We start from the raw sequence: 20,040 nt of genomic DNA on the forward strand, positions 1-20,040 counted from the left end.
GCCTCACGCTCCGATGAAGCGCCCGAACCGGGCCAGTGCGGCGCGCACCGACTCGTCATCGGCAACCGGGTCGAACAGCTCCGCCGGGGCGCCGAGCGAGGCGCCCGCGTGCGTCCAGCATCCGATCACCCGGCCGTCGGCGACGATCGTCGCGCGCACCATGCCGTTCTTTCCCGGGCCGACGAGTGCGAGATGCTCTGGCGCGCAGACCGTCGTGCGGTCGGCGTAGGAGATGTAGTACTCGTCGAAGGCGCCCAGCGCGAGCACCGAGGGCGACATCGTCGACCGCCGCGGACGCGATGCCGCGACGAACATCCCCTCATCGATCTCGACGACCCTGTCGATGGCGCGATCTCGCGCCTCACGGGACTGCCCGAGCGTGAGTCCCGACCACCAGGCGAAGTCCGCGACCTCCGCGGGCCCGTGGCCGTCGATGTAGCGGACGAAGAGCTCGGCCAGGGGATCGCTCGGCTCGGCGTGCTCACGGATGTGCTCCGCGACGAGGACGAAGCGCTGCTCGCGTGCGATCCCCTGCTTCGCCACCACCGGACCCTGACAGATCAGACCGTCGAGCGTGAGCTCGCTCAGCAGATGGATGCCGCGCTGACCGCCGGGCTCGATGCCGATCCCGGCGAACACGTCGAACAGCTCGGCGCGGGTCAGCCCACCGTCCTGCAGCCGAGGCTCCACCGCGCGCACCGCGGCAGCGACCATCGGCGCGTCGATGCCCAGGTCGCGCCGCCTGCCCGCAGCCTGCTGTCGCTGACGCTCTGCCGTGACCGACATCACCCAGCGCAGGTCGCGCGCGGGGATGATGTGCAACGTGCCGCGCATGGTCCACGACCGCACCAGCTCACCGCGTGCGAAGGCGCGGTCGACGGTCTGAATCGTCGGCTCGCCCCTCGTCCGGGCGGCCAGCGCCCACCGACCGGCGGTGAAGTCCTGACTCTGCACCGCCAGCATGTGGGCGGCCGCCTCGGTCACCGAGCGTGCGGGAGCGCTGAGCCGGTGTGAACGCAGACGCTCCGACAGCAGGGTCGCGGTCTTCATGCCCTCATCATGCCGGGTACGACCGACACCCGCCGGGTGATCCGGACGGATCAGCGGTGCAGCGTCACCTCACGACGCTCGGGCAGCACGACGGGATGGGAGCCCGCCATGACCTCGAGCACGCGGATGACCTGGCAGGAGTAGCCGTACTCGTTGTCGTACCAGACGTAGAGCACGACATCACGGTCGTTCGCGATGGTCGCGAGGCCGTCGACGATCCCGGCACGGTGGGATCCGACGAAGTCGGTCGACACGACCTCCGGACTCTCGACGTAGTCGATCTGCTGACGGAGCTTGGAGTGCAGCGAGACGCGGCGCAGATAGTCGTTCAGCTCGTCCCGCACCGCGGGGCGCTCGAGGCTCAGGTGCAGCACGGCCAGCGACACGTCGGGCGTGGGCACCCGGATCGCGGATCCGGTCAGCTTGCCCTCGAGCTCCGGAAGCGCCCTGGCGACGGCCTTCGCGGCGCCGGTCTCGGTGATCACCATGTTCAGCACCGCGGACCGACCTCGCCGGTCGCCGCTGTGGAAGTTGTCGATCAGGTTCTGATCGTTCGTGAACGAGTGGACGGTCTCGACGTGTCCGCGCACGATCCCGTAGGCCTCGTCCACGGCCTTCAGGACCGGCGTGATCGCGTTGGTGGTGCACGACGCGGCCGTGATGATGCGGTCCTCGGGCGTGATCGCACGGTCGTTGATCCCGTGCACGATGTTCTTCAGCGCCCCCTTGCCCGGCGCGGTGAGCAGCACCCTGGCGACGCCGGTGGATTCGAGGTGATGGCTGAGACCCGCCTCGTCGCGCCAGCGGCCGGTGTTGTCGACGACGATCGCGTCCGCGATGCCGTACGCGGTGTAGTCGATGGTCGAGGGGTCGTCGGAGTAGATCACCTGGATGCGGGTGCCGTTGGCGATGATCTGCTCCGCATCCTCGTCGACCGTGACGGAGCCGGCGAAACGCCCGTGCACCGAGTCGCGCAGCAGGAGCGAGGCGCGCTTCACCAGGTCGTTGTCCGACCCGCGCCGCACGACGATCGCACGCAGACGCAGACCGCTGCCGCCCCCGTTGTGCGCGATCAGGATGCGGGCGAGCAGGCGTCCGATGCGCCCGAACCCGTACAGGACGACGTCGGTGGGGGTCGCTGCGACCGCCCCGACCGCCGGAGCGAGCACGTCGGCGAGGTAGGCGTCGAGCGGCTCGTCGCTGTCAGCGTGCCCCTCGACGAGACGGGCGAGGTCGAGCGACGACGCACCGGGAGCGAGAGCGTGCACGGCTTCGAGGACCGCGAGGGTCTCGTCGACAGCGAGCTGTCCGTGTCCGAGCTGCGCGACCCTGTCGTGGAGCTCGACGATGCCGGTCGCGGAGAGTCCCAGGAGCCGGTGGCCATGGAGCGAGGTGACCACATCACGTTCGCGCTTGAGTGCGCCGATGAGCGGGATCATCCGCTCCGCCAGCTCTTCTCTCGCCGTCCAGTCGTCGTGGGGTGCGGCGGTTACGTTCATCTGCGTCCTTGCATGTGTGAGCGCGCCGAGGTCGCCGGCGCGCGAGATTGCCGGGTGAGCTTCGGGGGATGACTCCAGGGTACGCGTCCGCCATCGGCGTCGTGCTCACAGCCGTAATGGGGACGGTGCTCTTCGGCGAGTTCCTCGGCACCGTCCAGATCATCGGCATCGGGGCGATCGTGGTGGGCGTCCTGCTGGTCGAGCTCGGGTCGCATCCGCGTGAGCGCTCCCCCGAGGCCACGGCATGACTTGGGTGCTGCTCGCCCTCGCCATCGCCAGCGAGGTCACCGCGACGCTGAGCCTGCGGGCCTCGGAAGGACTGCGCCGACGACGCTGGATCCCCGTCATCGTGATCGGGTACCTCGCCGCCTTCACACTGCTCGGCACCATCCTCGCCCTGGGGATGCCGGTGGGCGTCGCCTACGGAGTGTGGGCCGCAGCCGGTGTGGCGATCACTGCCGTACTCGGACGCGTGATCTTCAAGGACCACTTCTCGGTGCTCATGGCCATCGGCGTCGCACTCATCGCGCTGGGCGTCGCTCTGATCGAATTCGGCGGGGCGCACTGAGAGTCCGCTGCTCTCAGAACTGCGCCGCTCTCAGAACGGCGCTGCTCTCAGAACTGCGCTCAGCCTCAGAACTGCGCCGATCTCAGAACTGCGCGGAGAACGCCCCGTCGGTCTTGAGCAGCTGTCCGGAGATCCAACGTCCTTCGTCCGAGACCAGGAACTCGACCGCAGCCGCGATGTCGGCGGGCGTGCCGAGTCGGCCGAGCGGTGTCGCCGCGGCGAGCGCCTGTCGGGTCTCGTCGTCCATCCAGCCGGTGTCGATCGGACCCGGGTTGAGCACGTTCGCGGAGATCCGACGTGGACCCAGTTCACGCGCCGCTGAGATGACGATCCGATCCAGAGCGCCCTTCGAAGCGCCGTAGGGGAGGTTGCCGGTGACGTGGTCGCTCGTGAGCGCGACGACCGCGCCGCCGTCAGGCCCGGCCTGCCGGGCGAAGGCGGCGATCAGCAGCAGGCTCGCTCGCGCGTTCACGGCCACGTGTCGGTCGAAGCTGGCCGCCGTGGTGTCGAGGATGCCCGACTGCACGTCATGCGCGTGGCTGAGGATCAGCGCGGAGATCGTGCCGTGGCGGCGGTTGGTCTCGGCGACGAGCGCGTCCGGGCCGTCGTGCGTCGACAGGTCGGCGATGATGTCGGCATCGACGAGATCGCTCGTGACGACTATCCATCCGGCGGCCCGGAGCCGAGGGATGATTCCTGCCGCGATGCTGTCGGCGCGCGCGGCGCCGGTGATCAGTGCGAGGGGCATGCCGCCACGCTACCCGAGCAGCGCGTCACCATCCCAGGCACATCACGCCGACCCCAGCCGCCATCGCCCAGGACTCGACCCTGAGCACTCGGGCGGCTCGCCGCCGATGCGCGGGGGCGAGATCCCACTCGGAGACGATCGTCCACAGCACGACGGTGACCACACCGATGATCGCCAGCACGGACAGGACACCCGAGAAGCCGTGGGAGCCGTGCCCAGCCGACACGACGGATGACATCGCGGATGACCCCGCACCCGAGGCCGTGGAATCCCCTGCGGTGGTACCGCTCGACGTGGCGCCCTCGAATGCGCAGATCGCCATGACCAGCGACGCGAGCGCTCGATGACAGCAGGCGGCCGCCGCGGGAGTGCCCCGCACGCCGACCGTGCCGAGCATCGCCGACAGCAGGAGCACGAGACCGAGCACCAGCGCAGCGACGGCGCCCGGCTCGACGACCGCGAGCGCGACCATCGCGCCCGCCATGACCAGTGCGGACTGGCGCCCCTGCCAGGGCACGTCACGCCACGCGGCCAGGCACGCCGCCGCCGACACGACGGCGGCGAGCGCCATCAGCCACGATGCTGCGGGGAGGACCTGATCCATCCTCGGATTATATTGATCACTCGCTCAAAATAACCAGATCCGCAGTCGATAGGTCAGGATGGACCCGTGCCCCGTGTCGTCGATCACGATGAGCGCCGCCGGCAGATCGCCGAGGCGCTGCTCGTCGTCGCCGCCCGCGATGGGCACGAGAACGCGTCGTCCCGCGCCGTCGCCAAGGAGCTGGGCGTCGCGACCGGATCGCTCTGGCACTACTTCGACGGCTTCGACGACGTGATCCGCGCCGCGGCCACCGAGGTCACCCGGCGCACCGACCAGCGGATCGCCGACGCGACCGCAGGGCTCCGGGGCCTCGCCCTGCTCGACGCCCTCATGCGCGAGGTACTTCCGGTCGACGAGCGCACCCGCACGGAGGCCCACGTGGTGGTCGGCTTCTGGGGGCGACTCGCCACGCTCGCCCCGACGGCGGATGCCGGTGCGCCGACGCTCGCGACCTGGCAGGACAGCATCCGCACAGCCCTCGACCAGGCGATCGACGACGGCGAGCTGGTGTCGGCGACGCCCACCGCCGCCGTGATGGCGCTGCTGCGATCGATCACCTACGGCCAGCAGGTCGTCGAGGTCACCGAGCCCCAGGATGCGGACGCGCACCTGGCGGTGCTCGCCAGCATCCTCGCCCCCTGGCGCTCCTGACGCTCCCCCGACGTCCCCCGACACCGACTGCGCATCCCACGCGCTCTTGCATGCATCCGCGCGCCGTCGTAGCATCGGCATATCCGTTTATTGAGCGCTCGCTCGAAAAAGTGAGGTACGACGATGTCCCACCCCCAGCCCGTCACGATCGACCGGATCGCCACCCCGCATCCGCTCGATCCCCTCACCGGTGCGGAGATCGCCGCGGCCCGTGCCGTGCTCGAGGCAGCAGGGCTCCTCGGCGAGAACGTCCGCGTGCCGATGCTGCTCCCGGACGAGCCCACCAGGCAGGAGCTCGCTACCTGGACCCCCGGCTCGCCGATCGACCGCCGCGTCGACGCCACCCTGCTCGACATCACGACCGGTGTGGCGAGCGAGGTCGTCGTCTCGATCACGCGAGCGGAGGTCCTCCGCACCGAGCGGGTGCCCACCGACGCGCCGCCCTACGGCCAGCCTCAGTACGTCTTCGAGGAGTACGAGCGCGCCGAGGCGATCGCCAAGGCCTCACCCGAATGGCAGGCCGCCATGCGCCGTCGCGGTCTCGAGGAGCACATGGCGCTCGCGTTCTGCGGGCCCCTCGCCCCCGGGTACACCGGCCGGGCCGACGAGGTGGGGCGCCGCGTCATCCGCTCGCTGACCTTCCTCAAGTACAGCGAGGAGGATTCGCCCTGGGCCCACCCCGTCGAAGGACTGGTCGTGCACATCGACCTCACGACGAACAGCGTGATCCGCATCGACGACGAGGGCGATGTGCCCGTCCCCGCGGGCCACGGCAACTACTACCCCGAAGCACAGGGCGCGGCACGCACGTCGCTGAAGCCGATCGAGATCACCCAGCCGCAGGGTCCGAGCTTCGCGGTCACCGGCTCGCTCGTCGAGTGGGAGAACTGGTCGATGCGGGTCGGCTTCAACGCCCGCGAGGGGCTCGTGCTGCACGACGTCGCCTTCGACGGCCGCTCGGTGCTCAGCAGAGCCAGCGTGCCCGAGATGGTCGTCCCCTACGGCGACACGGCACCGGGGCGGTTCTGGATCAGCTACTTCGACGCCGGCGAGTACCTGCTCGGCAAGAACGCCAACCACCTCGAGCTCGGATGCGACTGCCTCGGCGTCATCCGCTACCTCGACGGCTACGTGGCCGACGACCACGGCCACCCGGTGCGCATCCCGAACGTCATCTGCATGCATGAGGAGGACTACGGCATCCTCTGGAAGCACACCGACCTGGCGGGGCGCTCGGACGTCCGCCGCTCCCGCCGCTTCGTGATCTCGTACTTCTCGACGATCGGCAACTACGACTACGGCTTCTACTGGCACTTCTACCTCGACGGCTCGATCGAGGTCGTCGCGAAGGCCACCGGCATCGTGTTCGCCGGCGCCGGGGAGCCGGGCGTGCGCCAGAAGCATGCCACCGAGCTCGCGCCCGGCGTCTTCGCCCCGGTGCACCAGCATCTGTTCTGCGCGCGGCTCGACGTCGCGATCGACGGTGAGCAGAACCGGCTGTTCGAGATCGACGCGCAGCGGATCCCCATGGGACCGGACAACCCCTTCGGCAATGCCTTCACCTGGTCGGAGACGCAGCTCGCCTCCGAGCACGCCGCACAGCGCGATGCGGATTCATCCGTGGCGCGCACCTGGGAGGTGCAGAGCACCACCCGCACCAACCGTGTGGGGCGCCCGACCGCGTACCACCTGGTCCCCCAGCCCACCGCGCTGCTCATGGCCGACCCCGCCTCGTCCGTTGCCGCACGCGCTGCATTCGCGACCAAGCACCTGTGGGCGACCCGGCACGAGCAGGGGCAGATCTGGCCGGCCGGCCGGTATCCGAACGCGCATCAGGGCGGTGCGGGCCTGCCGGAGTACTCCGCCGCGGACCGGTCGCTCGACGGCGAGGCCATGGTGCTGTGGCACACCTTCGGCCTCACTCACATCCCGCGGCCGGAGGACTGGCCGATCATGCCCGTCGACTACGCAGGGTTCTGGTTCAAGCCCTACGGCTTCCTCGATCAGAACCCCGCGATGGACGTCCCCGAGTCCTCTCAGGCGCACGTCTCCGCGGATGCCGGATGCTGCGGCGGCGGGGAGTCGTGCCACTGCGACCGCTGAACGTCCGGATCGGCCTCGCTGGTCGGCGCGTCCGCGTCATCCCGCATCCCGTGTCGGAAGCAGGCGGCGAACGTGCCTCTCACGACAGGCTCGCGATCGCGACGCGCAGGATGCCGTCCGCATCCTGCAGCGCGCGGGAGGCGGCGTCCGCCGTCGCGCCCGTCGACAGCATCAGCACCGCGAGCTTGACCGATCCGTCTGCCGCATCCAACGTCGCCGCGGCGTCGTCGACGTCTGCCCCGGTGAGTTCGGTCACCGTGCGGATCGACCGGGCCCGCAGCTTCTCGTTCGTCGCGAGCAGGTCGACCATGACCCCGTGGTAGGTCTTGCCGAGCTTGATCATCGACAGCGTGGTGAGCATGTTCACGACGAGCTTCTGAGCTGTCCCCGACTTGAGCCTGGTCGACCCCGAGATGAACTCCGGCCCTGTGACGATCTCGATCGCGATGTCCGCGACCCGGCCGATCTCCGAGTCCGCGTTCGACGCGATGGCCACGGTCAGGGCGCCGACCGAGCGGGCGAACTCGAGTCCGCCGACGACGTAGGGGGTGCGTCCGGACGCCGAGATCCCCACGACCGTGTCGCCGTCGCCGACCTCCAGCTCCCGCAGTGACGTCGCGGCGGCCTCGCCGTCGTCCTCGGCGTTCTCGACCGCGGAGCGGATCGCCGTCTCGCCTCCGGCGATCAGGCCGACGATCATCGACGGGTCGGTGCCGAACGTCGGCGGGCACTCGCTCGCATCCAGGACGCCGATCCTGCCCGCCGTGCCGGCCCCGAGGTAGATGAGCCGACCTCCCTCGCGCAGCCGCGCGGTGATGCCGTCGACCGCATCGGCGATCTCCGCGCTGCGCGCAGCGACCGCCTCGGGCACCAGGCGATCCTCGGCGTTCATCCTGCGCACCAGCTCTGCCGTGTCGAGCAGATCGAGGTCGCCCCGCTCGGTGGTCGAGGCCTCGGTGCCCAGGGTGGAGAGGACATCGAGGAGCGTGGTCAGTCTGTCGTTCTCATTCGGCACGGTGGACGAACCTTTCATGGGGAAGATCGCGGCGCTCGGCGAGCAGGAGGGCGCCGTCGAGAGCATCGCCCGCCGGCACGAGCACGGCCCTGCCTGCGGCGCGCAGAGCACTCTCCAGGCGACTGCGGAACCAGGCATGCTGGGTGAGGCCGCCGTGCAGAGCGACCGTCGGCGCATCAGGGGCGGGCGCTTCAGGCGTGCCCACATCGGGCATGCGTGCATCCGGGGCGGCTGCGACGGCGGACGCGGTGAGCAGCCGGATGCTCTCGGCAGCGATCTCGCCGACGACCGGGTCGCCCGATTCGGCCGCATCGAGCACGATCGGCGCGAGAGTCGCGAGTCGACGTGGAAGCGAGCCGTCCTGCGCGAGCCAGCCGGGTACCGCCGAGGCGTCACCCACGACGCCGCGGACCGTCCCGCTGAGTGCGGTGTCGGATCCCAGGCCCACCGCTGCGCGCAGAACCGCGCGCAGCGCCTCGCGTCCGAGCCACGACCCGCTGCCGAAGTCGCCGAGCTCCGGCCCCCATCCGTCGACGAGCCGGGCGCCCGGTGGACCGTCTCCGATGCCGAGGGCCGCGGCGCCCGTGCCTGCGATGAGCAGCACGCCGCCGGTGCCGCCGAGTGCTCCGGCGTGCGCCGACACGACGTCGGAGGTGACCGCCGCAGGCACCCGCAGCAGCGCGGCGAGACGTTCGGCGAGTTCGGATGCCGCGGTCGGCGCCGCCCACGCCCCCGCGGCGCCCACCATGATGCCGCCGATGCCACCGCCAGTGAGGTTCTCCACCACCGGGAGGATCGCGTCGAGCGCGGCCTGCACGCCTCCCGCCGCGGCCAGCCCCGGAGCTCCGACGCCATCGTAGAGCGGCCGGCGATCGCGCCGCCCTTCGCTCACGTGCGTGCTCACGTGCGTGCTCCCCTGCTCGATCCCCCGCCTGCTGCCCTGCTCCGCGATCACCCCACGGCAGCGCGACTTGCCGAGATCGACGGCGACGAGAGCCCGTGCAGAAAGCATGGAAATAGTCTACGCAATCGGGTCGGCGCGTGAAAGAATTGTTCAGACCATCGGTCTACCTGCCACTCGACCAGCCACCAGACCTGCCCCACCCAGCCACCCGACCTGCCCCACCCAGCCCCGACGCGGGAGAGCCATGAGCATCCAGACGACGATCGCCTCCGCCGCCGAGACGCTGCCGCCGTCGCTCGCCCGCATCGCCCGTACGATCACCGACGACCCGTCGATCGTCGTCGACAGCACGATCACCGAGATCGCCGCAACCTGCGCGACCTCCGTGGCCTCCGTGGTGCGCTTCTGCCGTGCGGTCGGCGTCGGCGGCTACGCGGCGCTTCGGATGGCGCTGGCCACGGAACTCGGCCGCGAGTCCGCGCAGTTCCCCGCATCCGCCGGCTTCGGAGCCGAGATCTCCGCCGCGGACACCCTGCGCGAGGCGACCGCCAAGGTCGCGTCCCTCGAGCTCCTCGCCATCGAGGAGACGGTCGCGAATCTCGACTATGACGCGCTCTCGGCCGCCGTCGATGCGATCGACTCCGCCGACCGCATCCTCCTGTTCGGGATCGGCGCGAGCGGACTCGTGGCGGCCGACCTCGGCCACAAGCTGCTGCGCATCGGGCATGCCGCCATCGTGCTGTCGGATGCGCACGAGGCGAGTGCCGCGGCTTCACTCGGTGCCAAGAAGACCGTGGCGATCGGCATCTCGCACTCGGGCACGACCCGCGAAATGCTGCACTTCCTCCGGACCGCGCGGGCGGCGGCGGCGGCCACCGTGGGAATCACCGGCGCGCCCGCGTCACCCCTCGCCGCCGAGGTCGATCAGGTGCTCATCGCTCATGCGCGCGAGCCCCGCCTCCGCGCCGGCGCCATGGTCAGCCGAATCGCTCAGCTCGCCGTGGTGGATTGTCTGTTCATCGGGGTCGCGCAGCGACGTCACGCCCATTCGATCCACGCCCTGCAGCGCACGTCCGACGCGACCGCGCCCCTGCGCTGACGACCGCCAGCAGCTCGTCAGCGCCCTGTCGATGCGTGGCGGCGCTGGGGATCGACGGATCCCGCCGTGCGCAGGAAGACGATGATCCAGCTGAAGATCAGCACGGCGGCGATCAGCTCGACGGCCGTGAGGTTGTAGTAGCCGACCGCGAAGAACGCGGCGAGCAGCACGATCACGAGCACGTACGCCCATCCGAGACCGACGAACACGCGAGGCATCGCCCGCAGGAACCACGGCAGGCCGACGACGATGACGGCGAACACGACGGTCATCCCCGTCGCCACGGTGTTGTGGAGCAGGAAGAACTCGTCGACCGGGAAGAGTCCCACGCAGGCGAGGAAGATCCCCAACAGGATCAGTCCTCCGCGCACGATGAAACGACCCCGTCGATCGACCGGGTCATCGACCGGCAGTCCGGCAGTGGCGTACCGGGCGATGGTCGTCACGAGCACACCGGCGATGATCAGCGTGACATTGAAGGCGACCGAGGCGCTGTTGGTGCTCATCCCGAGGGCGGAGAGGTTGTCTCGCCACCAGTGCACGTCGCTGGATGCGAGCATCGCCGCGAAGGCCCCGACGACGAGGAACACGGCGAGCACGAGCGACAGCACCAGCGGACTGAGGGCGATCGCACTGAGGAAGGTCACATACGCGGTCAGCGCAAAGGCCACCGCCACGAGCACCGCCCCGGGGAAGGCGAACACGGGAGCATCGGTGAAGCTGCGCTCCAGCAGCTCGGCGATCCCCAGCCATCCCAGGTAGGCGATCGCGGCGTGGGCGAAGGCGATGGCCGCCAGGTCGTACCAGCGCAGCCGATCGCCGGGGACACTGAAACCGTCGCGGACGCCGTCAGGGCCGACATGGACCGGCCTGGAGACGAGGCGCCCGATCACGAAGGCGAGCACTGCGGTGCCGGCACCGCCGTACGCCGCGAAGGCGCCGATCGATCCGGCGCCGCTGATCGCCATCTCCCGCCCCCAGAAGGAGGGCAGCCCGATCAGGAAGCCGAGCACGAGGAAGGCCGCTCCGACGAGGAGAGCCGTGGCCTCGAAGACCGCGTCGGCGGTGTCAGGGCCGCGCAGCTGTCGCAGCACCCGCAGGATCTTCTCTCGCAGCTCTCGCATGGTCGACCTCCGCGCACATCATAGAAGCCGCACCGTTCGGGGCAGCGCGGTGATAGCATCGCGGAACGGATCGTATACAACGTCGTCGTTCCCACCACCCGAGGTGATCAGTCATGAACGGTGCACCTGCTGCCCCTGCCGAATCGGTATCCACGCTCGTCGCGCGCAACATCAGCGAGTTCCGCGCCGCCGTGTCGGAGTCCTTCGTGCCCTTGCAGGTGTCGACGGCAGGTCCTGACCACTTCCGCGGCGTGATCCGCGGCGCCTCGGTCGACGAGGTGCACGTGAACGAGGTGCGGGCGACATCGCACGTCGTCGAGCGCACCCCGGAACTGATCGCGCGCAGCGATCGCTCGTTCTTCAAGCTCAGCCTGATGCTCGCCGGCACCGGGCTGCTGATCCAGGATGACCGCGAAGCCGTGCTGCAGCCCGGGGATCTCGCCGTGTACGACACCGACCGCCCCTACTCGCTCGTCTTCGACGACGACTTCCGCACCATGGTCGTGATGTTCCCGAAGCACCTGATCAGCCTTCCCTCCGACATGGTCGGACAGCTCACCGCCGTGCGCATCTCGGGCCAGGGCGGACTCGGGGGCATGGTCGTCCCCTACCTCACCCAGCTCGCGGGCAACCTCGACCAGCTCGCCGGCACCACCGGGGCGCGGCTCGCGCACAGCGCCCTCGACCTGGTCACGACGGTGTTCACGCGCGAGCTCGGCCTCGACGAGGTCTCCGCCGATCCGCATCGCGCGCTGGTGCAGCGCATCCGCTCGTACATCGACCGCAACCTCGCATCGACCGACCTCGGACCCGCCTCGATCGCCTCGGCGCACTTCATCTCGACACGTCACCTGCACGGACTCTTCCAGGAGCAGGGCGTGACGGTGTCGACCTGGATCCGCACGCGGCGCCTCGAGCAGTGCCGACGCGACCTCCTGGACCCGATGCTGGCCGACCGTCCGGTCGCCGCGGTCGCGGCCCGCTGGGGCTTCGTCGACGCCGCGCATTTCAGCCGGGCGTTCAAGTCCGCCTTCGGCATCTCCCCCAGCGAATACCGCTCCGCGCACTGACGCGCGCATCCACCGGCTTGCCCCGCAGGGCACGCCGGTTGACTGTCGGCGCGCGATGGTGCCCCAGCGCTTGAGCCGACGGTGCGGCGCGACCGAGCATGAGGCAAGCACACCGCGAGGACGCGGTGCCCGGAGCGATGCAGCTCCGCCACATGCGATGTCAGGACCCTCATGACTCCTCCCGTCTCGACAGATCCCGCTCTCGACGAATGGCGCACCTACGACGAGTTCGCCGCCGGAATCGACACGTATCGACTCCCGAACGCCTCCCTGTCGGGAACGGCGCTGACGCTCTCCCTCGACGACGGCTCGACACTCGCGCTGACCTTCGATGCGGTCGCCGTCACGTGGTCCGGATTCGGCACCACCGGAACCGACCCGTATGACGCGGTGGCCGTCCGCGAGGACGTCGTGTTCGTGAACATCCCGCTGGAGAGCCGTGAGCGCGAGGCGATCACGGTCGTGTACTCGACCTCGACGCATCGCGCCACCGTCGTGCGGTCGCGCATCGCGGCGGAGGCGACCGAGGGCACTCCTCAGGTGGGCCAGGAGTTCTGGGCGGCCACGACCGACGCGGGCGAGCCGACCGGCGAAGTGCCGGGGCCGAGCCGCGACCTCATCGGCAAGCGCAACGTCTACCGGTACAGCCCGGAGCACCTGTACGAGCACGTCTACGTCTCGAGCACCCGCTACGCCTGGCAGTGCCTGGAAGGCGTGCAGCGCGGACACGGCGACATGGACCTCTCGACGGTCTGGAAGTTCGCCGACGGCCTGTACCTCTTCTGCTTCCGTGAGTTCCGCATCGCCGTCGCGAGCGTCTGGCTGCACGACCTCGGCTACCAGCTGATGACCACGGGGATCTTCCTCGGTCTCAACGGCGACGGCGACGCCGAGCACTCCCGCGGCGGTGGCCACATCTACCCGCTCGGCTCGGTCGACTACCCCGACGCCCAGCCCGTCTGACCCGCCGCGACCACAGGGACGAGGAGACCATGACCGACACCACGACCAACGCCGAGATCATCGCCCAGCACTACGCAGCCAACGACCGAGGCGATCTCGACGGGATGCTGGCACCGTTCGCCGACGACGTGCGGTGGACCGAGGCCGCAGGCTTCCCCTACGCCGGCACCTACATCGGCCCCGACGCCGTGGCCGCGAACGTCTTCGCGCGCATCCAGGAGGACTGGGACGACTACACCGTCGCGATCGACGAGATCGTCGACGGCGGCGACGTCGTGGTCGGGATCGGGACCTACTCGGGGACCAACCGACGGACCGGACGGTTCTTCGCCGCCAGGGTCGCGCATGTGTGGAGGCTCGCGGACGGCAAGGTCGTCGCCTTCGAGCAGTTCACCGACACCGAGCTCGTCAACCGCGCGCTGCGCGACTGACGACGACCGCACTGCACCACACGCACCATCCGAACTCGAGAGGCAGGAATCACATGAACAAGCGAGTATCCGGCACCGCGGCGCTCATCGCCGTGGCAGCCCTCACTCTGGCCGGCTGTGCCGGCGGAGACGGCGGCGCGGGTGGCGAAGGCGCCCCCATCGTGGTCGGCTCCGTCAACACCATCAGCGGCCCGGCGACCTTCCCCGAGGCTTCGCAGGCCGCCGCCGCCGTCTTCGACGCCTTCAACGAGGCCGGAGGGCTGGACGGTCGCTCGATCGAGTACAAGACGCTCGACGACAAGGGCGACCCTGCGACCGCCACGGCATCCGCTCGCGAGCTGGTCGGCAGCGACGGGGCCGTCGCGCTCGTCGGCTCGGCCAGCCTCATCGAGTGCGAGATCAACGCGAAGTACTACGAGCAGGAGGACATCCTGTCGATGCCCGGCATCGGCGTCGACACCGGATGCTTCGCGAGCGACAACATCTCGCCCGCGAACGTCGGCCCGTTCAACGACATGACGCTGACGCTGCAGTACGGCTCCGAAGTACTCGGACTCGATGACATCTGCATCCTGCTGGAGATCGCCGGATCCACGCGCCCCACCTACCAGGCCGCGATCGACAAGTGGACCGAGATCACCGGCAAGGAGCCGAAGTACGTCGACGACACCGTGCCGTACGGCGCATCCGACTACACGCCCTACATCGTCAAGGCGCGTGAGCAGGGCTGCAAGGCCCTGGCGATCAACCCCGTCGAGCCGGACGCGATCGGGCAAGTCAAGGCCGCCAACGCACAGGGCTGGGATGACGTCACCTGGCTCTACCTGACCAGTGTCTACAGCGAGAACTTCGCGGACGCGATCGACGACGCCGGTGCCGGGATCTACGTCCCCGCCGAGTTCTACCCGTTCACCGACGACAACGAGATCAACGCCGACTGGCGCGAGCTCATGGAGGAGAACGACATCCCGCTGACCTCGTTCAGCCAGGGCGGCTACCTCGCGGCGAAGTACTTCATCGAGGTCCTCGAGGGCATGGACGGCGACATCACCCGGGAGACGGTCACGGAGGCTCTGCGCGGCATGGACCCGATCGAGAACCCCATGGTCGGCACGCCCTACGCCTTCGGCACGCAGAACACCGCGGGCTGGCCGATCATCCTCGAGTCCGGCACGAACGCCTGGGAGAAGGTCGCCGAGGACTGGCTCCGCATCGGCGAGTAAGCCGCGCCGCATCCACCCGCGGCGCAGCTCAGCCCACCACACGCCTGCCGCCGAGCGCATTCTCGGCGGCAGGTCCTCCTCCCCGGCAGCTCCGTGAGCTGCTCCCGGTCCTTCAGACCGGTTCCCCCTCAGATCAGAAAGGACGCCTCATGCTGCAAGGCGCCATCGCCGGTCTCGCCGCCGGCGGTCTCTACGCGGTCCTCGGCGTGTGCCTCACCCTGATGTCGCGCCTCGTGCGGGTCGTCAACTTCGCCCAGGCCGCGACCGGGATGTTCGGTGCCTTCAGCGCCGTATGGTTCGTGCGGGAGCTGGGTCTTCCGATCTGGTTCGGGTCGGTGCTCGGGGTGCTCGTCGCCGGCCTGCTGTCGGCGGCGATCGGGTGGATCGCGGCCACCTGGCTCTCCGAGGCCTCGACGACCACCCGGTCGGCCATGACAGTGGGCCCGCTCCTGCTCCTCATCTCCCTGTCGTTCATCCTGTTCGGCAACAAACCGCAGCCGTTCACGCCGATCATCGCCGGGCCCGCTTTCTCGTTCGGCGGTGTCGTGATCAGTCAGGTGACGGTCGCGACGGTGGTCATGGCGATCGTCACGGCGGTCGTGGTGCGGATCGTGCTGCGTCGCACGAGAGTCGGCACGCAGCTGCGCGCGCTCTCCGAGCGGCCGACCACCGCCGAGCTGCTCGGCATCCGCTCGCGTCCGCTGTCCATCGCCGTCTGGTTCGTCACCGGCGTGATCAGCGCACTCGCGATCATCATCGTGGCGCCGTCGCAGTCGAACGACGCGACCAGCCTGGCTATGCTCATCGTGCCCGCGGCGGCCGCGGCCCTGCTCGGTGGCTTCCGCCGCCTCGACCTCGCGGTCGTCGGCGGCATCGTCCTGGGTGTGCTCGGCGGTCTCGTCGCGCAGATCGACGAAGTCGCGCTGGTGCGCAACTTCCTCCCGTTCCTGTTCATCGTCGTCCTGCTCCTGTGGACGCAGCGCAAGGAGGTGTGGGATGCCGCTCGCTGACCGTCCCTGGTTCCGTCTGTCCTGGCCATTCGCCGTCGCCGTCGCGGGAATCGGGGTCGGTGCCGTCCTGAGCGCCGCCCTTCCCGGATACTTCGTCTTCCTCGCGATCAGTGCGGTCATCGCGTCGATCGCGATCCTGGGGCTGGGCATCGTCACCGGCTCCGCCGGGATGATCGCCCTGTGCCAACTCACCTTCGCCGCCGTCGGCGCGTGGATCGTGTCGCTGCTCAACGTGATGCAGGCGCCGGGAGGGTTCGTCGTATGGCTGATCCTCGGCGGCATCGCGGCCGGGTTCGTCGGCATCCTCGTCGGGCTTCCCGCGCTGCGCCTGCGCGGCGTCAACCTCGCCGTCGTCACGCTGGGTTTCGCTGCGGCGGCCGATGTGACGCTCGTCCAGATCCAGTTCCCGGGGTCCTCGGAGGGAACCGCCGTCGAGCGCCCTGGACTCTTCTCCAACGACCGTGAGTTCTTCTTCCTCTCGATCGTCGTGCTCGCCGTGTGCGGTCTGTGCGTCTTCTTCCTGCAGCGCGGGCGAGTCGGGTCGAGCTGGAAGGCCGTCGCCTTCTCCGAGCGCGGCACCGCCGCCGCAGGCCAGAGCGTGCAGACGGCGAAGCTGACGGCCTTCGCGGTCTCCGCCGCCCTCGGAGGCATCGCCGGTGGACTGCTCGCCGGCCAGGTGCAGCTGCCGTTCGCGTCGAGCTTCACGCCGCTGCAGTCCCTCGCGCTGTACGTGCTGGCGATCATGTCGGGCGCGCACCTCATCGACATGGCGATCCTCGGCGGCATCCTCTGGGTGCTGGTCCCGGAGCTGCTGAAGCGGTGGGGTGTGCCGCAGGACTGGGCGTTCGTGGTGTTCGGAGTGCTCGGGGTGCAGGCGCTGACCAGCGGGACGAACCTCGGCCAGAGCATCCGCAACCTGATCTGGAAGCGCGCCGACCGCAGGACTGCGAAGGCGAAGCTCTCGGCGCTCCCCCCGGATGCCGATGCACAGGCCGCTGCCATCACCACGACGACGACCGCCACCGTCGACGAACGCGCCCTCGACGGCGCCCCCGTGCTGACAGTGGAGGGGCTGACCGTGCAGTTCGGCGCCCTGAAGGCTCTCGACGATGTGTCGTTCCAGGTGCCCGCCGCGTCGATCATGGGCCTGATCGGCCCCAACGGTGCCGGCAAGTCGACGTTCGTCGATGCGATCAGCGGTTTCCTCCCGAAGCACGGCGGTCGTGTGCTGCTGGGAGATCGTGACCTCGGCGGCCTGTCGCCGACGCGTCGGGCCCGGCTCGGACTGCGCCGGACGTTCCAGCAGGACAGGGTTCCTCCGGCTCTCACGGTCGGCGCGTACGTGCGCTTCGTCGCGCGACGACGGCTGGCCACCTCCGACATCGACGAGGTGCTGGAGTTCTTCGGATGCCCGCCCGCACGTTCGCGCCTGTCGAGCGTGGATGTCGGCACCCGCAGGCTCGTCGAGGTGGCGGCGAACGTGATCGCTCGGCCTCGACTCCTGATCCTCGACGAGCCGGCCGCCGGGCTCTCGCACGACGAGCATCTGGCCCTCGCGGCACGGCTGCGTGAGCTGCCGGAGCGATATGGCATCGCGCTCATCATCATCGAGCACGATCTGGACCTGGTTCGTTCGGTCTGCCCGACACTCACCGTGCTGGACTTCGGTCGCGTGCTGGCGTCGGGGCCGCAGGCGGAGGTGCTCGCCGATCCGGATGTGGTGAAGGCGTACATGGGAGAGACGGAGCTGCTGAAGTGAGCGAACTCGTGCTGGAGGGTGTGACGGTCAGCCGCGGTGCCGGACCGGTGATCTCGGATGTGTCGCTGACCGTCACCGGAGGTGAGGTGCTCGCCCTGGTCGGCCCCAACGGTGCGGGCAAGACGAGCCTGATCGAGTCGGTGTCGGGGGTGACGCCGCATTCTGCGGGATCGCTGCTGCTCGATGGCGAGCCGATCGACAAGCTGTCGCGGGTGTCGCGGGCTCGGAAGGGGATCGTGCACATCGAGCAGGGCCGGGCCGTATTCCCCTCCCTCACCGTGCGGGAGAACATCTCGCTCACGGCGCGCACTCCGGCTGACCTCGATGCTGCGATCGGACAGTTTCCCGAGCTCGAGAAGCGGATGGATTCGCCGACCGCACTGCTCTCGGGCGGCGAGCAGCAGATGGTGGTGCTGGCCCGGGCGTTCGCTGCGAAGCCGCGCATCCTGCTCATCGACGAGATGTCGCTGGGCCTCGCGCCGGTCGTCTTCATGCGGCTGATGCCGATCGTGAAGTCGATCGCGGAGTCGGGAGTGGGTGTGCTGCTCGTCGAGCAGTTCACGCAGTTGGCCCTGAGCCTCGCGCGGGACGCCGTGGTGGTCGCGGGCGGGCAGGTGTCGTTCCACGGCACGGCGGAGGCGCTGAAAGCGGATCCGCAGCTGTTGCACCGTGCGTACCTCGGAGGCTGATCGGTGAGCGTCCGGTGCCTCAGCCGTGCCGGGCGGTCCAGGAGCGCGGGCCGATCCAGCTGCACGGGGCGGTCCAGCTGCGCGGGGCGGTCCAGGAGCGCGCAGTAGCCTGAGGGGATGACCGAGACCATCTCCGCACGCGCCGTCCTGCTCGACATGGACGGCACCCTCGTCGATTCGACCGCCGTCGTGGAGCGGTTGTGGCTGGCGTGGGCGGAGCCGCACGGGATCGCGCCGGAGACGGTGTTGAGCGTGGTGCACGGTCGCCAAGGACATCAGAGCATGGCGATCATGCTGCCCGACCGCGATCATCGGATCAACCTCGAGGAGAACGCGGTCATGCTGGCGAACGAGAGCAAGGATGTCGACGGTGTCGTCGCCATCGCCGGCGCCGACGCGCTCCTGGCTGCGCTGCTCCCCTTCCCGCATGCGATCGTGACGTCGGCGGATGTGACCTTGATGAATGCTCGCATGGGGCAGGCAGGTCTGACCGTGCCGTCGCTGACGGTCACCGCAGAGAGTGTCTCGGCGTCGAAGCCCGATCCTGAAGGCTTCTTGCTCGGAGCGGAGCTGCTGGGCGTCGACCCCGCTGATTGCGTCGTTTTCGAAGATTCCGGTGCGGGAATCCAGGCGGCCCACGCTGCGGGGATGCGCGTCATCGGAGTGGGTCCGCACGCCACCTCGCACCAGCCGACATTCCATGTGGATGACCTCACTCAGATCGCCGTCGTCCCGACGGCGGATGGGTTCGACCTCACGATTCGGTGAGGCCGCAGGAGCGGTTGCTTTCGCATCCGCGGTAGCGCGGGCTCGGCGGTGCCGTGGTGGGGTGCTGCCCTGCGGGCTCGGCGGTGCCGTGTGGTGGGGTGCTGCCCTGCGGGCTCGGCGGTGCCGTGGAGGGGTGCTGCCCTGCGGGGTCACCGAGTCGGCTTGAGCGCTGTCCGGTGGTTCGCTGCACGGCAGGTTCAGCTGTTCGCGGTCGCTGAAGTCAGCCGGTGCGAGGGAGTTCAGCCGGTGCGACGGAGTGTCGAGGCCGGTGGACTGTTGCCTGGTGCGGTGTTGTCCGGTGGGCTCGCCGAGTTAACACGTGTGCCGTGTTGTGGGGCGCTGCCGTGTTGTCGGGTGTTGTCCGGTGGGCTCGTTGAGTCGGTTGGGAGGCTGTGTCGTGGGGTGCGCCAGTGGTGGGTGGGGTCCCACCATCCTGGTCCTCTGACTTGGGGGAGGCCATCGTTCATGCGGATCTCCCACGGGGAGGTGTCCAGGGAGCGGTGGTGCCACCAACACAACGGGACACCGTTGTCGGTATGGGTGGGGCCGCCCCGGGCGTGCTCGGTGACGTGGTGGATCTCGCACCAGGATGCGGGAACGTGGCAGCCGGGGATGAGGCATTCCTTGTCGCGGGAGATGATCGCGCGGCGTTGGTGGACGGTGAAGACCCGGTCGGTGCTGGTGATCCCGATGATGCGGCCCTCATCGAACAGGACCCGCTGGATCGCGCCCGCGCACGCGGCGTGCGCGGCGATCGAGACG

At 69.5% G+C, this 20,040-nt stretch carries 20 protein-coding genes; 13 read left to right on the forward strand and 7 right to left on the reverse strand.

Features of this window, described 5'->3' with window-relative positions:
• Window positions 1-3 precede the first annotated feature (3 nt).
• The gene (locus ACESK8_RS15105) at window positions 4-1,050 is read right to left on the reverse strand and encodes a winged helix DNA-binding domain-containing protein (RefSeq protein ID WP_372969358.1); all 1,047 of its coding nucleotides are present in this window, start codon (window positions 1,048-1,050) and stop codon (window positions 4-6) included.
• Between the two features lie 50 nt (window positions 1,051-1,100).
• Window positions 1,101-2,549: a glyceraldehyde-3-phosphate dehydrogenase gene (locus ACESK8_RS15110; protein WP_372969359.1), complete on the reverse strand. Its 1,449-nt coding sequence runs from the start codon at window positions 2,547-2,549 to the stop codon at window positions 1,101-1,103.
• Between the two features lie 68 nt (window positions 2,550-2,617).
• On the opposite strand from ACESK8_RS15110, the gene ACESK8_RS15115 reads away from it, so the two are divergent.
• The gene (locus ACESK8_RS15115) at window positions 2,618-2,797 is read left to right on the forward strand and encodes a hypothetical protein (RefSeq protein WP_372969360.1); all 180 of its coding nucleotides are present in this window, start codon (window positions 2,618-2,620) and stop codon (window positions 2,795-2,797) included.
• Window positions 2,794-3,117, forward strand: a complete 324-nt coding sequence (locus tag ACESK8_RS15120; protein WP_060927315.1) for a multidrug efflux SMR transporter — start codon at window positions 2,794-2,796, stop codon at window positions 3,115-3,117. Before ACESK8_RS15115 ends, ACESK8_RS15120 begins: the two co-directional genes overlap by 4 nt.
• 82 nt (window positions 3,118-3,199) lie before the next feature.
• Here ACESK8_RS15120 and ACESK8_RS15125 read toward each other — a convergent pair whose 3' ends face one another.
• Window positions 3,200-3,865, reverse strand: coding sequence for an SDR family oxidoreductase (locus tag ACESK8_RS15125; RefSeq protein ID WP_372969361.1), 666 nt, complete (start codon window positions 3,863-3,865; stop codon window positions 3,200-3,202).
• 25 nt (window positions 3,866-3,890) lie between these two features.
• A complete protein-coding gene (locus tag ACESK8_RS15130; RefSeq protein WP_372969362.1) occupies window positions 3,891-4,469 on the reverse strand; it encodes a hypothetical protein in 579 nt (192 codons plus the stop codon).
• 66 nt (window positions 4,470-4,535) lie between these two features.
• Between ACESK8_RS15130 and ACESK8_RS15135 the strand changes: the two genes are divergently transcribed.
• Both ACESK8_RS15135 and ACESK8_RS15140 read left to right on the forward strand, forming a co-directional pair.
• Window positions 4,536-5,120, forward strand: a complete 585-nt coding sequence (locus tag ACESK8_RS15135; protein WP_372969363.1) for a TetR/AcrR family transcriptional regulator — start codon at window positions 4,536-4,538, stop codon at window positions 5,118-5,120.
• Between the two features lie 123 nt (window positions 5,121-5,243).
• Entirely contained in the window at window positions 5,244-7,223 is a 1,980-nt protein-coding gene (locus ACESK8_RS15140; RefSeq protein ID WP_372969364.1) for a primary-amine oxidase, read from the forward strand.
• A 79-nt stretch (window positions 7,224-7,302) separates the two neighbouring features.
• Here the strand turns inward: ACESK8_RS15140 and murQ are convergent, their stop codons facing one another.
• Window positions 7,303-8,238, reverse strand: a complete 936-nt coding sequence (gene murQ, locus ACESK8_RS15145) for an N-acetylmuramic acid 6-phosphate etherase (protein WP_372969365.1) — start codon at window positions 8,236-8,238, stop codon at window positions 7,303-7,305.
• On the reverse strand, window positions 8,228-9,250 hold the full coding sequence (locus tag ACESK8_RS15150; RefSeq protein WP_372969366.1) for an N-acetylglucosamine kinase: 1,023 nt from the start codon (window positions 9,248-9,250) through the stop codon (window positions 8,228-8,230). The genes murQ and ACESK8_RS15150 overlap by 11 nt, the downstream gene beginning before the upstream one ends.
• 136 nt (window positions 9,251-9,386) lie before the next feature.
• Between ACESK8_RS15150 and ACESK8_RS15155 the strand changes: the two genes are divergently transcribed.
• Window positions 9,387-10,241 carry a MurR/RpiR family transcriptional regulator gene (locus tag ACESK8_RS15155; protein WP_372969367.1) on the forward strand — a complete coding sequence of 285 codons (855 nt, stop codon included), beginning with the start codon at window positions 9,387-9,389 and terminating at the stop codon, window positions 10,239-10,241.
• A gap of 17 nt (window positions 10,242-10,258) precedes the next feature.
• Here the strand turns inward: ACESK8_RS15155 and ACESK8_RS15160 are convergent, their stop codons facing one another.
• Window positions 10,259-11,365 carry a DUF998 domain-containing protein gene (locus ACESK8_RS15160; protein ID WP_372969368.1) on the reverse strand — a complete coding sequence of 369 codons (1,107 nt, stop codon included), beginning with the start codon at window positions 11,363-11,365 and terminating at the stop codon, window positions 10,259-10,261.
• A gap of 113 nt (window positions 11,366-11,478) precedes the next feature.
• Between ACESK8_RS15160 and ACESK8_RS15165 the strand changes: the two genes are divergently transcribed.
• The 8 genes from ACESK8_RS15165 (at window position 11,479) to ACESK8_RS15200 (ending at window position 19,278) form a co-directional block, all read left to right on the forward strand.
• Window positions 11,479-12,435, forward strand: coding sequence for a helix-turn-helix domain-containing protein (locus ACESK8_RS15165; RefSeq protein ID WP_372969369.1), 957 nt, complete (start codon window positions 11,479-11,481; stop codon window positions 12,433-12,435).
• Between the two features lie 171 nt (window positions 12,436-12,606).
• Window positions 12,607-13,398: a MoaF C-terminal domain-containing protein gene (locus tag ACESK8_RS15170; protein WP_372969370.1), complete on the forward strand. Its 792-nt coding sequence runs from the start codon at window positions 12,607-12,609 to the stop codon at window positions 13,396-13,398.
• 29 nt (window positions 13,399-13,427) lie between these two features.
• Complete coding sequence (locus ACESK8_RS15175) at window positions 13,428-13,829, forward strand: nuclear transport factor 2 family protein (protein ID WP_060928653.1); 402 nt, start codon at window positions 13,428-13,430, stop codon at window positions 13,827-13,829.
• 53 nt (window positions 13,830-13,882) lie between these two features.
• On the forward strand, window positions 13,883-15,052 hold the full coding sequence (locus ACESK8_RS15180; protein ID WP_372969371.1) for an ABC transporter substrate-binding protein: 1,170 nt from the start codon (window positions 13,883-13,885) through the stop codon (window positions 15,050-15,052).
• Window positions 15,053-15,201: 149 nt separating this feature from the next.
• A complete protein-coding gene (locus tag ACESK8_RS15185; protein ID WP_372969372.1) occupies window positions 15,202-16,062 on the forward strand; it encodes a branched-chain amino acid ABC transporter permease in 861 nt (286 codons plus the stop codon).
• Window positions 16,049-17,821: an ATP-binding cassette domain-containing protein gene (locus tag ACESK8_RS15190; RefSeq protein ID WP_372969373.1), complete on the forward strand. Its 1,773-nt coding sequence runs from the start codon at window positions 16,049-16,051 to the stop codon at window positions 17,819-17,821. Before ACESK8_RS15185 ends, ACESK8_RS15190 begins: the two co-directional genes overlap by 14 nt.
• On the forward strand, window positions 17,818-18,510 hold the full coding sequence (locus ACESK8_RS15195) for an ABC transporter ATP-binding protein (RefSeq protein WP_372969374.1): 693 nt from the start codon (window positions 17,818-17,820) through the stop codon (window positions 18,508-18,510). The genes ACESK8_RS15190 and ACESK8_RS15195 overlap by 4 nt, the downstream gene beginning before the upstream one ends.
• 117 nt (window positions 18,511-18,627) lie before the next feature.
• On the forward strand, window positions 18,628-19,278 hold the full coding sequence (locus ACESK8_RS15200; RefSeq protein ID WP_372969375.1) for an HAD-IA family hydrolase: 651 nt from the start codon (window positions 18,628-18,630) through the stop codon (window positions 19,276-19,278).
• Window positions 19,279-20,040: the final 762 nt, after the last annotated feature.

Origin of the sequence: Microbacterium sp. (genome assembly GCF_041641055.1) — a bacterium.
Lineage (GTDB): Bacteria > Actinomycetota > Actinomycetes > Actinomycetales > Microbacteriaceae > Microbacterium.

Excerpts from the sequence above, each read along its gene's own strand:
- ACESK8_RS15105 (WP_372969358.1), bottom strand. The coding sequence starts at position 1,050 with ATGAAGACCGCGACCCTGCTGTCGGAGCGTCTGCGTTCACACCGGCTC.
- ACESK8_RS15110 (WP_372969359.1), bottom strand. The coding sequence starts at position 2,549 with ATGAACGTAACCGCCGCACCCCACGACGACTGGACGGCGAGAGAAGAG.
- ACESK8_RS15115 (WP_372969360.1), top strand. The coding sequence starts at position 2,618 with ATGACTCCAGGGTACGCGTCCGCCATCGGCGTCGTGCTCACAGCCGTA.
- ACESK8_RS15170 (WP_372969370.1), top strand. The coding sequence starts at position 12,607 with ATGACTCCTCCCGTCTCGACAGATCCCGCTCTCGACGAATGGCGCACC.
- ACESK8_RS15155 (WP_372969367.1), top strand. The coding sequence starts at position 9,387 with ATGAGCATCCAGACGACGATCGCCTCCGCCGCCGAGACGCTGCCGCCG.
- ACESK8_RS15180 (WP_372969371.1), top strand. The coding sequence starts at position 13,883 with ATGAACAAGCGAGTATCCGGCACCGCGGCGCTCATCGCCGTGGCAGCC.
- ACESK8_RS15175 (WP_060928653.1), top strand. The coding sequence starts at position 13,428 with ATGACCGACACCACGACCAACGCCGAGATCATCGCCCAGCACTACGCA.
- ACESK8_RS15120 (WP_060927315.1), top strand. The coding sequence starts at position 2,794 with ATGACTTGGGTGCTGCTCGCCCTCGCCATCGCCAGCGAGGTCACCGCG.
- ACESK8_RS15200 (WP_372969375.1), top strand. The coding sequence starts at position 18,628 with ATGACCGAGACCATCTCCGCACGCGCCGTCCTGCTCGACATGGACGGC.
- ACESK8_RS15190 (WP_372969373.1), top strand. The coding sequence starts at position 16,049 with ATGCCGCTCGCTGACCGTCCCTGGTTCCGTCTGTCCTGGCCATTCGCC.
- ACESK8_RS15165 (WP_372969369.1), top strand. The coding sequence starts at position 11,479 with ATGAACGGTGCACCTGCTGCCCCTGCCGAATCGGTATCCACGCTCGTC.
- ACESK8_RS15125 (WP_372969361.1), bottom strand. The coding sequence starts at position 3,865 with ATGCCCCTCGCACTGATCACCGGCGCCGCGCGCGCCGACAGCATCGCG.
- ACESK8_RS15185 (WP_372969372.1), top strand. The coding sequence starts at position 15,202 with ATGCTGCAAGGCGCCATCGCCGGTCTCGCCGCCGGCGGTCTCTACGCG.
- ACESK8_RS15130 (WP_372969362.1), bottom strand. The coding sequence starts at position 4,469 with ATGGATCAGGTCCTCCCCGCAGCATCGTGGCTGATGGCGCTCGCCGCC.
- ACESK8_RS15150 (WP_372969366.1), bottom strand. The coding sequence starts at position 9,250 with ATGCTTTCTGCACGGGCTCTCGTCGCCGTCGATCTCGGCAAGTCGCGC.
- ACESK8_RS15140 (WP_372969364.1), top strand. The coding sequence starts at position 5,244 with ATGTCCCACCCCCAGCCCGTCACGATCGACCGGATCGCCACCCCGCAT.
- ACESK8_RS15160 (WP_372969368.1), bottom strand. The coding sequence starts at position 11,365 with ATGCGAGAGCTGCGAGAGAAGATCCTGCGGGTGCTGCGACAGCTGCGC.